This window comes from Streptomyces sp. NRRL F-5630, assembly GCF_000719475.1.
Lineage (GTDB): Bacteria > Actinomycetota > Actinomycetes > Streptomycetales > Streptomycetaceae > Streptomyces.
Window position 1 is genome coordinate 1 of the sequence record NZ_JOGO01000110.1, and the last position, 13,358, is coordinate 13,358.

The following is a 13,358-nucleotide window of genomic DNA, read 5'->3' on the forward strand; positions in this document are numbered from 1 at the left end:
GCTCACCCCGCCCCCCGCTCACCGCCACCCCCCGCACCTCCTCCCCCGGCCCCCCGCGCTCCCCCTTCGCGCCCCCTACTTCGCGCCACTTCGCGCCCGGCCGCCCGCCGCGCCCCGCGACGTTCTAGGCTCGCGCTGTGAGCAGGCTCCAGGTCGTCAGCGGGAAGGGCGGGACCGGCAAGACGACGGTCGCCGCCGCGCTCGCGCTCGCCCTCGCCACCGAGGGCAGGCGCACCCTCCTCGTCGAGGTCGAGGGCAGACAGGGCATCGCGCAGGTCTTCGACACCGAACCGCTGCCGTACGGGGAGCACAAGATCGCCGTCGCGCCCGGCGGCGGCGAGGTCTTCGCGCTCGCGATCGATCCCGAGCTGGCGCTCCTCGACTACCTCCAGATGTTCTACCGGCTCGGCAGCGCGGGCCGCGCCCTGAAGAAGATGGGCGCGATCGACTTCGCGACGACCGTCGCGCCCGGCGTGCGCGACGTCCTCCTCACCGGCAAGGCCGCCGAGGCCGTCCGCCGCAAGGACAAGCAGGGGCGGCACGTGTACGACCACGTCGTGATGGACGCCCCGCCCACCGGGCGGATCACGCGCTTCCTCGGCGTCAACGACGAGGTCGCCGGGCTCGCCAGGATCGGCCCCGTCCACCATCAGGCGCAGTCCGTCATGCACCTGCTCAAGTCCCCGAGCACCGCCGTGCACCTCGTCACGCTCCTGGAGGAGATGCCGGTGCAGGAGACGGCGGACGGGATCGCGGAGCTGCGCGGCGCGGGGCTCCCGGTGGGCCGGGTCCTCGTGAACATGGTCCGTCCGGCGCCGCTGGCCCCCGAGGTCCTCGCGCGGGACGTCCCGCGCGCCGCGCTCGAAGCCGCCCTCACCGCCGCCGGGCTCCCGCGCGCAGGGACACTCGCGGGGCCCTTGCTCGCGCTCGGCGAGGAGTACGGGGAGCGGCACGCCCTGGAGACCGCGCAGCGCGCCCGCCTCGCCGCTCTCGGCCGTCCCGTCCATGAACTGCCCCTCGCTCCCGACGGCATGGACCTCGCCGCCGTCTACCGCATGGCGAAGGACCTGCGCGGCCAGGGCGTGACGGAGGACCTGCCCGGCCAGGGCGTGACGGAGGAGACCCAGAGGAGGACACCGTGAGTCTCGACCCCGCCCCCGCCCTGGAGATCGATCCCCTCATCGACGACCCGGCGACCCGCATCGTCGTGTGCTGCGGCTCCGGCGGCGTCGGCAAGACGACGACCGCGGCGGCCCTCGGGCTGCGCGCCGCCGAGCGCGGGCGCAAGGCCGTCGTCCTCACGATCGACCCGGCGCGCCGCCTCGCGCAGTCCTTGGGGATCGACGCGCTCGACAACACCCCGCGCCGCGTCCCCGGAACGGAGGGCGACGGCGAACTCCACGCGATGATGCTCGACATGAAGCGCACCTTCGACGAGATCGTCGAGGCGCACGCCGAGCCCGCGCGGGCCCGCGCGATCCTGGAGAACCCCTTCTACCAGTCGCTCTCGGCCGGTTTCGCCGGTACGCAGGAGTACATGGCGATGGAGAAGCTCGGCCAGCTCCGGGCCGGTGAGGAGTGGGACCTCATCGTCGTCGACACCCCGCCCTCGCGCTCCGCGCTCGACTTCCTCGACGCCCCGAAGAACCTCGGTTCCTTCCTCGACGGGAAGTTCCTGCGTGTCCTCATGGCCCCGGCGAAGGCGGGCGGGCGCGCGGGCATGAAGTTCCTCAACGCCGGGATGTCGCTCATGACCGGCACGCTCGGCAAGCTCCTCGGCGGCCAGTTCCTCTCCGACGTGCAGACCTTCGTCGCCGCGATGGACACGATGTTCGGTGGTTTCCGCGCCCGCGCCGACGCCACGTACCAGCTCCTCCAGGCGCCGGGGACCTCGTTCCTCGTCGTCGCCGCGCCCGAGCGCGACGCGCTGCGCGAGGCCGCCTACTTCGTCCGCAGGCTCGCCGAGGACGGGATGCCGCTCGCCGGTCTCGTCCTCAACCGCGTCCACGGCGGCGGCCCCGAGGGGCTCACCGCGGAGCGCGCGCTGAGCGCGGCGGAAAATCTTGAAGACCTCGGCATTGTGGATCAGCCTGCCGGGAAAGCTGGTCTGCGTAACCCCCGGGACACCACCGGCGGCGCCCTCAACTCCCCCGAGGGTCCAGCCGATTCACCGGTCACAAGCGAATACCCGGACCTCGCGCCCAAGGCTGCGGACCCGGCAGGAGCGCGAAACGCGGACGCGTCACCGGCAGCCGCCGGAGGCACGCCACCCGAAGCCCCGCTCCCCGAAGCCGCGACCCTCGCCGCCGGTCTGCTGCGCCTGCACGCCGAGCGCGCCCGTCGGCGCGACCGCGAGGCGCGCACCCGCGACCGCTTCACCGCGCTCCACCCCGAGGTCCCGGTCGTCGAGGTCCCCGCGCTGGCGGGCGACGTCCACGACCTCACGGGCCTGCGCACGGTCGCGCAGCGGCTGGCGGGCGAGGACTGAGGCCGCGGCACCACGAGGCGAAGGACCCGTACGAGTACGGCCCTTCGCCACCGGGCGCGACCCGGACCGGCGCGTGGGCACGCCCCGCGACCCGTCGGCGCCCGTCCGCACGTACAGCCCCCCGCGACCTGTACGCGCGCTCAACCCGCCTGCGCTCCCCGCTCCTTGACGCTCCGGTCTAGCCGACCGCCGCGTACCGCCGACCCCCGGGGCCCGCCACATACCGCCGGTCTCCCGCGTCCGCCGCGTAGCGCCGGTCCCCCGGCTCCGCCGCGTACCGGCGGTCTCCCGCGTCCGCCGCGACGTCTCCGGCGTCCTCGGCCTCCATCTCCTCGAAGTCCAGCTCGTCAGCGTCTTCGCCGAGCGGCCCGCAGGACCTCTCGTACTCGCTGCGTGCCGTCTCCAGCAGACGACGCCAGGAGGTGACCAGGGGGCGCCTGCGCAGCAGCGCACGCCTCTCCCGTTCGGTCATCCCTCCCCAGACGCCGAACTCGACGCGGTTGTCGAGCGCGTCGGCCAGGCATTCCGTGCGCACGGGGCATCCCGTGCACACCGCCTTGGCCCTGTTCTGCGCTGCTCCTTGTACGAACAGTTCATCCGGATCAGTAGTGCGGCAGGCTGCCTGCGCACTCCAGTCGGTAACCCAGCCCATGCCGGCGCCGTCCTCTCCCGAATCGAGGCTCCCCCACGGCGGCAGCGGCATATTCACCGCCGCCAATGCAGGACGTTACGGAAGGTGGGCACAGCGCAACACCCCCTTCGGGCCCAATCTTGGATGGCCCGAACGGACTATGCGCATGCGGCAGATCACCCAACGGAGTGAGCGAACGACATACGTCCCTTTCAGTACCTACGGGACAGTTCGCCCCCCTCGAAAGGGGCGAGAAGGGACGTACGAGGCGAAATCCGGCAGGGCGTGCGGCAGTGCGGCGTGCGCACTCCGTCCACTCGGCCGGAAGAAGGGGCCGTCGTGACAGTCGGGAAGAGCTTAGGCCAAGGGATGTGCCGTTGTCCGGGGAATCAGAACGTAGGGTGCCCCCATGGCAAAGAAGCGCGCGGGCGGTGGGCTCTCCCCGGTTCAGCTGGCCGCCAGGTTCCTCGGAGTCAGTGTTCTCGCGGGCGGAGTGCTCGCGGGCATCGCCCTGCCGGGTGTGGGAGCGCTCGGGCTCGCCACCAAGGGGACGGTGAAGGAGTTCGACGAGATCCCCGCCGATCTGAAGCGACCGCCGCTCACCCAGCGCAGCAAGATCCTCGACGCCAAGGGCGGTGAGATCGCCACCGTCTTCTACCGCGACCGCACCGTCGTGGACCGCAAGGACATGTCGCCGTACGTGCAGAAGGCGCTCGTCGCGATCGAGGACTCGCGGTTCTACGAGCACGGCGCGATCGACCTCAAGGGTGTGCTGCGCGCCGTCAACCAGAACGCGCAGAGCGGCGGCGTCGCGCAGGGCGCCTCGACCCTGACCCAGCAGTACGTGAAGAACGTCTTCGTCGAGGAGGCCGGCGACGACCCCGACAAGGTCGCCCAGGCCACCCAGCAGACGATGGGCCGCAAGATCCAGGAACTGAAGTACGCGATCCAGATCGAGAAGGAACTGGGCAAGAAGAAGATCCTGGAGAACTACCTCAACATCACCTTCTTCGGCCAGGGCGCCTACGGGGTCGAGGCCGCGTCCCAGCGCTACTTCTCCACGCACGCCAAGGACCTCACGCTCGACCAGGCGGCGCTCCTCGCGGGCATCGTGCAGTCCCCGACCCGCTACGACCCGGTCAACGACCCGCAGGAAGCGACCCAGCGCCGCAACACCGTGCTGCGCCGCATGGCGGATACGCACGCCATCACCCCCGCGGAGTCGAAGGCCGCCCAGGCCAAGCCCCTCGGCCTCAAGGTCACGCCGCAGCGCTCCGGCTGCATCACCGCCTCGCGCGGCGCGGGCTTCTTCTGCGACTACGTCGAGCACGTCTTCCTCACGGACCCGGCCTTCGGCAAGACGAAGGACGACCGGCTCGCGCTCTGGAAGCGCGGCGGTCTCACGATCCGGACCACGCTGGACCCGCAGGCGCAGGACTCGCTCCAGCAGTCCCTGAGCAAGCACGTCTACAAGACCGACCCGGTCACCGCCGCCGGGACCCTGGTCGAGCCCGGCACGGGCAAGGTCCTCGCGATGGGCCAGGCGACCCCGTACGGCACCGGCAAGAACCAGACGCTGATCAACTACAACGTCGACCACGACATGGGCGGCTCGACCTACGGCTTCCAGACCGGTTCGACCTTCAAGCCCTTCGTCGCCGCGGCCGCCATCGACAAGGGGATGCCGCCGACGAAGGAGTACCCCTCCCCGTACAAGATGGACTACCCGAGCCCGGTGTCGACGTGCGAGGGCACGTACACCAACAACGACGGCGCCACGGTCCACAACGAGAACGAGTCCGAGAAGGGCCCGTACGTGATGAAGGAGGCGATGGCGAAGTCCATCAACACCTACTTCGTCTCGCTCATCTCCGAGGTCGGCATCTGCCCCGTGACGCAGATGACGGACAAGCTGCACGTCATCATGGGCAACGGCGAGAAGCTGCCGCAGCAGCCCTCCATCTCGCTCGGCTCCGCGACGCTCTCCCCGCTCACGCTCTCCTCCGCCTACGCGGCCTTCGCCTCGCGCGGCACCTACTGCACGCCGGTCGCGATCAACTCCGTGACCGGCATGAACGGCAAGCCGGTGCCGGTGCCGAAGTCGCAGTGCCAGCGGGCGATGTCCGAGAAGACCGCCGACGCGATCACCACGCTCCTCAACGGCGTGATCGACTCCGGTACGGGTAAGGAAGCCGGTCTCGGCGACCGCCCGAGCGCCGGTAAGACCGGTACGACGGACCAGCGGAAGAACGCCTGGTTCGCCGGCTACACGCCGAACCTCGCCGCGGCCGTCTGGGTCGGCAGCGCCTCGCAGGAGGTCGAGATGCACGACATCACGATCGGTGGCGTCTACCAGGAGTACGTGTTCGGCGGCCAGGTACCCGGCCCGATCTGGCGCGACGCGATGACCGGGGCACTCGCGGGCAAGCCGACGGAGGACTTCCACCTCATCGACATCCCCGACAAGAAGAAGGACAAGAAGAAGCCGGGCGGGGGCGGCGACAAGCACGAGAACAACGGCGACCAGGGTGGCGGCCAGGGGGGCCAGGGCGGCGACGAGGGCGGCGGCCAGGGCGGCCAGGGCGGCGACCCGGGCGGCGGCAAGCCGGACAACGGCGGCTTCATCTTCGGCAACCAGGGCGGCGGCCCGGGGAACGGCAACGGGCGCGGGGGCGGCTGGGGGCACTGAGCGAGGCGGCCGCCGGAGCCGGGGTGAGGGGGGCGCCTCCGGCGGGGCGGGGGGCGGCAGCCCGGACCGGGCGTCGCGGCCCGGACGGATGCCCTGCCCCGGACCCCCGACGCCCGACGCCTTAAGCCGGCGACCCTGATACGTGCCCGCGCCGCCTTGCTGCGGCTGGACGAAGGCCCCGCCCGGAACTCCGGGCGGGGCCTTCCCGCGTGCGTACCGCTCAGCCCCCGGCGAGCGCCTTCTTCACCGCGGCGGCCACGCGACCGCCCTCGGCGAGACCCTTGACCTTCGGGCCCACGATCTTCATGACCTGCCCCATCGCCTTGGGCCCCTCGGCCCCGTTGGCGCGCGCCTCGGCGACGGCCTCGGCGACGACCCGGTCCAGCTCGGCGTCGTCGAGCTGGCGGGGCAGGTAGTGCGCGAGCACCTCGCCCTCGGCCTGCTCGCGCTCGGCCTGCTCGGTACGGCCCGCCTGGGCGAAGGCGTCGGCGGCCTCGCGCCGCTTCTTCGCCTCCTTGGCGAGCACCTGGAGCACCTCCTCGTCGGAGAGCTCGCGGGCCTCCGTACCGGAGACCTCTTCCTTGCTGATCGCGGTGAGCGTCAGCCGGAGCGTCGCGGACCGCAGCTCGTCACGCGCCTTGATGGCGGTCTGGAGGTCGTCGCGCAGGGTGGACTTGAGGGTGCTCATGCGGCCAGTGTCTCAGGTGGTCGCGGGAAAGCCCTCCGGATATCCGGGGGCCCCGCGTCTGACACGATGAGGTCATGCGCGCGCGATTCAAGGTACCCCTGGGCATCACGGCGGGAATCGGGGCGACGGCGGCGGCCGGCCTCGTCTACGCGGCGGGTTTCGAGGTGAGGTCGTTCCGGCTGCGCCGGGTCACGATCCCCTGCCTGCCGGAGGGAATGCGTCCGCTGCGCGTCCTCCAGGTCTCGGACATCCACATGGTGTGCGGCCAGAAGAAGAAGCGCCGCTGGCTCCAGTCGCTCGCCGGACTGCGCCCGGACTTCGTGATCAACACGGGCGACAACCTCTCGGACCCCCAGGGGGTACCGGAGGTCCTGGACGCGCTCGGACCGCTCATGGAGTTCCCGGGCGCGTACGTCTTCGGCTCGAACGACTACTACGGGCCACGGCTGCGCAACCCGGGCCGCTACCTCCTGGAGAAGGCGCGCGGCGCGCACGGCCTCAACGGCAACGCTCCCGCCCAGAACGTGGTGCACAACCCGTGGGAGGAACTGCGGGACGGCTTCGACGCGGCGGGCTGGCTCAACCTGACCAACACCCGCGGCACCCTGAAGATCGACGGCCGCCGCATCGGCCTGACGGGCATCGACGACCCGCACATCAAGCGGGACCGCTACACGGAGGTCGCGGGCGGCCCCGACCCGGCCGCGGACGTCTCCTTCGGCATCGTCCACGCCCCGTACCTGCGCGCCCTGGACGCCTTCACGGCCGACGGCTACCCCCTGATCCTGGCCGGTCACACCCACGGCGGCCAGCTCTGCGTCCCCTTCTACGGGGCCCTGGTCACCAACTGCGACCTGGACACGGACCGTGTGAAGGGCCTCTCCACCCACACCACCGCCGGCCACACCGCCCACCTGCACGTCTCCGCGGGCTGCGGCACCAACCGCTACACCCCCGTCCGCTTCGCCTGCCCCCCCGAGGCCAGCCTCCTCACCCTGACCCCTGCGGCCTGAGAACCGGATTTCGCCCTGGGCCCGGAGTCGGCTAAAGTATCGGTTGTCGCCACGACAACATCACCACCGAGTGACCAGTCGCCGACGACACCGGGGTGTGGCGCAGCTTGGCAGCGCGCTTCGTTCGGGACGAAGAGGTCGTGGGTTCAAATCCCGCCACCCCGACAGCTGAAACAGCAGATCAGAGGCACCGACTCACGTGAGTCGGTGCCTCTGATTCGTTATGCGTGTCTATCTGCGTGACTACCGCTCCGGGGGCGGTGGCGTCCCGGAGGTCTCGCCCATGGCGGCGGCCCCGGTCTGGATGACCGGGCGGATCTGCGTGCGGTACACCTCCTCGGGCAGTCCTCGACGAGGCGGTGCTGTGGCGCTCCGTCGGTGGGAGCGAGGTCGTCGCCGAGCAGTGGGCCGCGCTCCGCAAAGCGGCTGCCCAGCGGCACATCACCCTTCAGGTGTTGCCGTTCGACCAGGGCGCGCACGACGTCATGGGCGGCTCGCTCACCCTGCTGACGATGCCCGACGGCTCCGAGATCGCCTACACCGAAGGGGCCCACTACGGGCAACTCATCGAAGAACCGGACGAGGTCAGGGCCTTCGCGCTGGCCTACGATCGGTTGCGGGCGGTGGCACTGCCCCCGCTCATATCGCGCGACATGATCCGTTCCGTGAGGGAGGACCACCACCGTGGAGCGAAGGTCCCGGCACCGGCTGACCGGCGCCGCCTGGCGCAGAAGCAGCTACAGCAACCAGGAGGGCGGCGACTGCGTGGAGGTGGCCGACGGGCTCGCGGCCGTCGTACCGGTACGTGACAGCAAGGCCGCGCCCCACGGGCCGGTCCTCACCTTCGCGGCCGCCTCCTGGCGCGCGTTCGTCTCGGACGTCAAGGGCGGCCCGGCGGGCTGACGTTCAGGTGGGAAGTGGATGGCGCGGGGCCGGTGGCGCGTACGTGCGCGAGCGGCCCCGCAGCCGTCTGCCCGGCCGCAGCGCGGCGCACCGGGACCTCCGTCCACCGCCACCCGTCGCCCGGGACCCCATCCGCCGGGTCCCGGTGTGCCGCCGGTCTCCTGAAAGGACCGAGGGAAAGAACTCCCGCCCTCCCGCCCGCCTCGCGCGGGCGCCGGCGCGGGGCTCACCCGTACGGGTGAGTGGCTTGCACGCCGCTCGCACAGGCGGCTACGTTCGCCCCGACAACCGCACACAGAACGGCCCCCGCCGGGACGGCAATCCCGGACGAGGGCCTGACCACCCAGGAAGACCAACCTTCCCGATGGCTGACACGCAGTTTAACGCGCCCTCCTGCGCCCCTTCCGGGGCTTCACCGGGCTCCACGGCCCCCGCCGAAACCGCCCCCACCCCTGCTTTGGGTGCCGCCACCACGCCGCGCCACCCCTCCGGGGTTCCCGCCGACCCACGTCCCGGCACCGGCGGCCCCGCTGACTCGCACCAGGCCGCCGAAGCCCCCGACGACTCCCACCCCGGCTCCGGCGTCCTCCACGTCCGCACCCGGCTCACCAGCGGCTTCACGGTCCTCGCCAACGCCCTCCTCCAGCGGCGCGGCAGCGCCGTCACGGTCGGCGTCGCTGCGTACATCTTCTCGCTGCCCGACGGCGCCCCCGTGTCCATCGCCGCGCTCCGCGCCCACTTCACCGAGGGCGAGGTCCTCATCTCCCGGGCATTGCGGGAGCTGGAGGCGGCGGGCTACCTGGAGCGGCGGCGCGTGCGGCTCGCGTCGGGGAGGTTCCGTACGTGCACGTACCTGCACGACGTGCCGGTCGGCGGCGGGAGTGGGGCGCGGCGTCGGGTGCGGCAGCGGGAGGGTGCGGAGCGCACCGGCGGACGGTCGCCCCGGCACGAGGGACGAGCCCGCACGCGGACCGGCGAGTCGGCGCCCATTGCGGCAGCGGTCTCCTCCCGGGCCCATGAGAGCGGGGCTCGCGCCGCTGCCATCCCTCTGCATCCGTCCGTCCCTGGTGAACGTGAACCCGTGCCGCTCGACGCCGTCGATCCACGCGCCCTCCTCGTGCTCGCCTCGCTCCGGCGCCGCGATCCGCGCCTCGTGCTCTCCGAGCGCGACGCGGCGGACCTGAGTCCCGCCATCGGCCGCTGGCTCGCCTCCGGACTCAGCGCGAGCCGGATCGCTGACGTCCTCACCGAACGCCTTCCCGACCACTTCGTCAGCCGTCCCGCCGCGCTCCTCGCCTTCCGGCTCAGGGACACCCCGCTGGCCGCGCCGCCCCGGTCCTCCACCCCAACTGCCCCCGCAGCACCCGCCGTCCACCCGTTCCACACCTGTGACGGCTGCGAGCGGGTCTTCCGCGCCCCAAAGCCGGGGCGCTGTCGCGACTGCCGCTCCGGGCCACGGGAGAAGGCGGCCTTCGCTCGCCCTTCCTTAGGGCACGCAGGGGTCCCGGCGACGGATAGCACGGCAGTCGGGCCCGTCGCACGGCGAGTGGCGGGATTCGCGCCGGGGCGCGGGGCGCTCCCGTAGCCTCCCCGCATGAGCTTCCCGCCGCCCCGTGCCGTCACTTCCGCCGAGAAAACCGTGGGGTCCCTGGTCGCTCCCGAAGGGGGTCCCGCCGTGCGGGGCTCCTACGACACCGTCGCGGAGAGTTACGCGGAGCTGGTCGGGCAGGGGATGGAGGCCGAAGCCCTTTGGGAGCGGGCGGTGTTGGGGGTCGTCGCCGCGTCGGTCGCGGCGGGGGCGGTCGTCGGGGATCTGGGGTGCGGGACCGGGCGGGTGGCGGGGTATCTGCGGGGGCTCGGGGTGTCCGTCGTGGGGGTGGATCTCTCGCCGGGGATGCTGCGGGTCGCCGCGCGTGATCATGCTCACGTGGATTTCGCCGCGGGGGACATGACGCGGCTGCCGCTCGCGACCGGGGTGCTCGGCGGAGCGCTCGCCTGGTACTCGACCGTGCACTCCTCCGACGAGCAAGTCGACGCCATGGCGGCCGAGTTCGCGCGTGTGCTCGCGCCCGGTGGGGTGTTGTGCGTCGCGTTCAAGGTGGGGCCGGACGGATCGGCTCCGGCGAGCTGGCTGCTGCACGCGTACGGGCGCCCCGTCCGGCTGCCCGTCTACCGGCGGCCGGTCGACGAACTGTGCGCGATCCTCGGCCGCCACGGGCTCACCGAGACGGCCCGCGTCGTGCGGCAGCCGGAGGACCGGGAAGCAACGCCGCAGGGGTTCGTGCTGTTCCGTCGCGCGGCCCGAGTGGCAGGATCGGCGTCATGAGCGATACGGAGCGGAAGCGGCCGGAACTGACAGTGGTGCGCGGGGATATCACCCGCCAGGACGTGGACGCGCTGGTGAACGCGGCGAACTCCTCGTTGCAGGGCGGCGGGGGTGTGGACGGTGCCCTGCACCGCGCCGCCGGGCCCGAACTCGCCCGTGCCGGGCGGGACATCGCGCCGTGCCAACCCGGTGACGCCAAGGCCACCCCCGCCTTCCGGCTCTCACCGCCGGTCCGCCACGTGATCCACACCGTGGGCCCGGTCTGGCACGGAGGCGGCAACGGCGAGCGCGAGACGCTCGCCTCCTGCTACCGCCGCTGCCTGGAGGTCGCCGACGCGCTGGGCGACGTCACCAGCATCGCCTTCCCGTCCATCTCGACGGGCATCTACGGCTTCCCGGCGGACGAGGCCGCCGCGATCGCGGTCCGCACGCTGCGCGCCACACCGACAGGCGTCACGGAGATCCGGCTCGTCGGGTTCGACGAGCCGGGGTACGAGGTGCTGCGGGACGCGGTGGCGGAAGGCTGAGCGGGCCGGGAGCCCGTCACGGGTCGTACCGGGCGCTCGCGCCCAGCGGTGACGGGCTCCCGTGGAGGATGTGGAGGCTCGTGACCGCGCGGGTCAGGGCGACGTAGAGGAGTTGCTCGCCGCGCGGGGCGCTCGCGCGGACGGCTGCGGGATCGAGGAGGACGACGTGGTCGAACTCCAGGCCCTTGGCGAGGCGCGCCGGGACGAGGGTGAGGCGGTCGGTGCGGGAGAGGGCGTGCGCGTCGAGCACGGCCCGTACCGGAGCATCGTCCGCGCACAACACCGCGACCGTTCCCGGGCGTTCGAGAGCTGCGCGCACCGCCGCGACGAGTGTCATGGTGTCCGTGGCGCGCGTCGTGGTGAGCGCGGCCGGGTCGGCGCGCAGTGAGCGGGGCGGGCGCAGGGTGGGGGCGATGCGCGGGAGGAGGCGGCTCGCGAGGTCGAGGACGGGGGCGGGGACGCGGTAGCCCGTGGTGAGTTCGGTGTACTTGGTGGCGGGGCGGCCGAGGTGGGCGAGGTGCGTGGGCCAGTCGCGGGCGGCCCACGGGGTGGTGCCCTGGGCGAGGTCGCCCAGGACGGTGAGGGATCCCGCCGCGCCGAGGCGGCGGGCGATCGCGCGGCACTCCATCGCGGAGAGATCCTGCGCCTCGTCGACGACGATGTGCCCGAAGGCGGGCGGGTGCGCGAGCAGTCCGGCCACCTCGTCCAGGAGCACGAGATCAGCAGTCGTACGGGCCCGGCTCGTGGCCGGGCGGCGCAGCGCCTCGCATTCGGCGGCGTCGAGCAACCCGTCGGCATACAGCTCCGGTTGGGCCAGCGCCGCACGCAGCACGTCCTCCGGACGGGCCCTCGGCCACAGCGTGTCGAGGAGCGTGCGGACGGGGCGACCGTGGGCGACGCGGCGCTCCCACGCGGCGGTGCGGGGACCGGCGCGGCGTTCGGCGCGGGCGCGGACGAGGGCGAGGAGGCGGGCACGGAAGCGCTCGCGGCCCGCGTCGTAGGGGAGCGTGCCGTCGCCGACCGCGGTACGGATCGGGGCGAGCGCCTCACGGACGGCCTCGGCGTTCACGCGCCACAGCGCGGAGCCGTCGGGGACGGTGAGGGAGGCGTCGGCGTCCTCGGGTGCGGCGGTGAGGGCGTGGAGGGCGCGGTGCAGGAGGGTGGCGAGGCGGGGGTCGTGCTTGAGGCGGGCGGCGGGCGCGGGGTCCGTGGTGCGGGCGGGCCCGTGGTCGAGGAGGCCGGTGAGGGTGGAGTGGCGGACGCCTGACTCGCCGAGCGCGGGCAGGACTTCGGCGATGTGGCGGAGGAAGGCGGGGTTCGGTCCGAGGACGAGGACGCCCGCGCGGCTCAGGCGGCGGGGGTGCGCGTACAGCAGGTACGCGACGCGGTGCAGGCCGACCGCCGTCTTGCCCGTGCCCGGGGCGCCCTGCACGCAGACCGAGACGTCGAGCGGGGCCCGGACCAGCGCGTCCTGCTCGGGCTGGAGCGTCGCGGCGATGTCGCGGAGCGGGCCGCTGCGGGGGCGCTCGATCTCGGCGAGGAGGAGAGGGCTCGTGCGGCTGGTGGGGGCTCCGGCGGCGTCCGGTACCCCAGCGGGGGCGGGGGCCTCGGCGGGGGCGGGGGCTTGGGCGGGCTCCGGATACTCGTCCTCGTACGCGGTGAGGGCGTCGTCGGAGCCGTCCGTTCCCGGCGCCCAGCCGAAGCGGCGGCGGCGGTCGAGGCCGTAGGGCTCGGCGGGGCTCGCGCGGTAGAAGGCACGGGCGACGGGGGCGCGCCAGTCGACGACGAGCGGGGGGACGGTGGGGTCCTCGGAGACGCGGCGGCGGCCGAGGTGGTAGCGCTGCCCGGCGTGGTCGCCGGCCCTGACCGGGTCCGGGGCGAAGTCGATACGGGCGAAAAAGAGGGGCCCCGGGGGGAGTTCGTCCAGGTCCCGGGCGTGACCGCGCAGGGCGCGGCCGAGCACCTCGGCGTCGGCGCCGGAGGCGGAGACGGTGGCACCTGTGACGACGTGGTCGTGGGCGGCCTCGCGTTCGGCCTCGACGGCGGCGCGGCAGCGGGCGTGGTGGGCGCGGGCGGCGAGGAGGGGGGCGGAG

The 13,358-nt window shown here is 73.0% G+C and carries 10 protein-coding genes, 1 tRNA gene and 2 pseudogenes; 10 read left to right on the forward strand and 3 right to left on the reverse strand.

Features of this window, described 5'->3' with window-relative positions; genetic code table 11:
• Window positions 1-137: 137 nt before the first annotated feature.
• The gene (locus IF99_RS0128615) at window positions 138-1,142 is read left to right on the forward strand and encodes an ArsA-related P-loop ATPase (RefSeq protein WP_051703747.1); all 1,005 of its coding nucleotides are present in this window, start codon (window positions 138-140) and stop codon (window positions 1,140-1,142) included.
• Window positions 1,139-2,488 (forward strand): ArsA family ATPase, encoded by a 1,350-nt coding sequence (locus tag IF99_RS0128620; RefSeq protein WP_031001015.1) that lies wholly within the window; start codon window positions 1,139-1,141, stop codon window positions 2,486-2,488. The genes IF99_RS0128615 and IF99_RS0128620 overlap by 4 nt, the downstream gene beginning before the upstream one ends.
• 340 nt (window positions 2,489-2,828) lie before the next feature.
• Here the strand turns inward: IF99_RS0128620 and IF99_RS35285 are convergent.
• Window positions 2,829-3,140, reverse strand: a pseudogene (locus tag IF99_RS35285) (WhiB family transcriptional regulator); the annotation flags it as partial.
• 388 nt (window positions 3,141-3,528) lie between these two features.
• Between IF99_RS35285 and IF99_RS0128630 the strand changes: the two are divergent.
• Entirely contained in the window at window positions 3,529-5,808 is a 2,280-nt protein-coding gene (locus IF99_RS0128630; RefSeq protein WP_031001021.1) for a transglycosylase domain-containing protein, read from the forward strand.
• 220 nt (window positions 5,809-6,028) lie between these two features.
• On the opposite strand, the gene IF99_RS0128635 is transcribed toward IF99_RS0128630, so the two are convergent.
• Window positions 6,029-6,496, reverse strand: a complete 468-nt coding sequence (locus IF99_RS0128635; RefSeq protein WP_031001022.1) for a GatB/YqeY domain-containing protein — start codon at window positions 6,494-6,496, stop codon at window positions 6,029-6,031.
• 74 nt (window positions 6,497-6,570) lie between these two features.
• Between IF99_RS0128635 and IF99_RS0128640 the strand changes: the two genes are divergently transcribed.
• From IF99_RS0128640 to IF99_RS0128670, 7 genes and pseudogenes are all read left to right on the forward strand, one after another.
• Entirely contained in the window at window positions 6,571-7,509 is a 939-nt protein-coding gene (locus IF99_RS0128640; protein WP_031001024.1) for a metallophosphoesterase, read from the forward strand.
• 91 nt (window positions 7,510-7,600) lie between these two features.
• Window positions 7,601-7,674: transfer RNA gene (locus IF99_RS0128645), tRNA-Pro, on the forward strand.
• Window positions 7,675-7,868: 194 nt separating this feature from the next.
• Window positions 7,869-8,111, forward strand: a pseudogene (locus IF99_RS35865) (Scr1 family TA system antitoxin-like transcriptional regulator); the annotation flags it as partial.
• 82 nt (window positions 8,112-8,193) lie between these two features.
• Window positions 8,194-8,412, forward strand: a complete 219-nt coding sequence (locus tag IF99_RS33020) for a DUF397 domain-containing protein (protein WP_078655326.1) — start codon at window positions 8,194-8,196, stop codon at window positions 8,410-8,412.
• A 364-nt stretch (window positions 8,413-8,776) separates the two neighbouring features.
• On the forward strand, window positions 8,777-9,997 hold the full coding sequence (locus IF99_RS0128660) for a translation initiation factor IF-2 (RefSeq protein ID WP_078655327.1): 1,221 nt from the start codon (window positions 8,777-8,779) through the stop codon (window positions 9,995-9,997).
• A gap of 9 nt (window positions 9,998-10,006) precedes the next feature.
• Window positions 10,007-10,738, forward strand: a complete 732-nt coding sequence (locus tag IF99_RS0128665; RefSeq protein ID WP_078655328.1) for a class I SAM-dependent methyltransferase — start codon at window positions 10,007-10,009, stop codon at window positions 10,736-10,738.
• Window positions 10,735-11,265 (forward strand): O-acetyl-ADP-ribose deacetylase, encoded by a 531-nt coding sequence (locus IF99_RS0128670; RefSeq protein ID WP_031001034.1) that lies wholly within the window; start codon window positions 10,735-10,737, stop codon window positions 11,263-11,265. Before IF99_RS0128665 ends, IF99_RS0128670 begins: the two co-directional genes overlap by 4 nt.
• Window positions 11,266-11,281: 16 nt before the next feature.
• Here IF99_RS0128670 and IF99_RS0128675 read toward each other — a convergent pair.
• The coding region (locus IF99_RS0128675) for a HelD family protein (RefSeq protein ID WP_037827918.1) at window positions 11,282-13,358 on the reverse strand (2,077 nt) is incomplete at its 5' end.

What these genes read in the sequence shown, in the direction of transcription:
- IF99_RS0128670 (WP_031001034.1), top strand. Translation starts at nt 10,735, where the DNA reads ATGAGCGATACGGAGCGGAAGCGGCCGGAACTGACAGTGGTGCGCGGG.
- IF99_RS0128660 (WP_078655327.1), top strand. Translation starts at nt 8,777, where the DNA reads ATGGCTGACACGCAGTTTAACGCGCCCTCCTGCGCCCCTTCCGGGGCT.
- IF99_RS0128630 (WP_031001021.1), top strand. Translation starts at nt 3,529, where the DNA reads ATGGCAAAGAAGCGCGCGGGCGGTGGGCTCTCCCCGGTTCAGCTGGCC.
- IF99_RS0128665 (WP_078655328.1), top strand. Translation starts at nt 10,007, where the DNA reads ATGAGCTTCCCGCCGCCCCGTGCCGTCACTTCCGCCGAGAAAACCGTG.
- IF99_RS0128635 (WP_031001022.1), bottom strand. Translation starts at nt 6,496, where the DNA reads ATGAGCACCCTCAAGTCCACCCTGCGCGACGACCTCCAGACCGCCATC.
- IF99_RS0128640 (WP_031001024.1), top strand. Translation starts at nt 6,571, where the DNA reads ATGCGCGCGCGATTCAAGGTACCCCTGGGCATCACGGCGGGAATCGGG.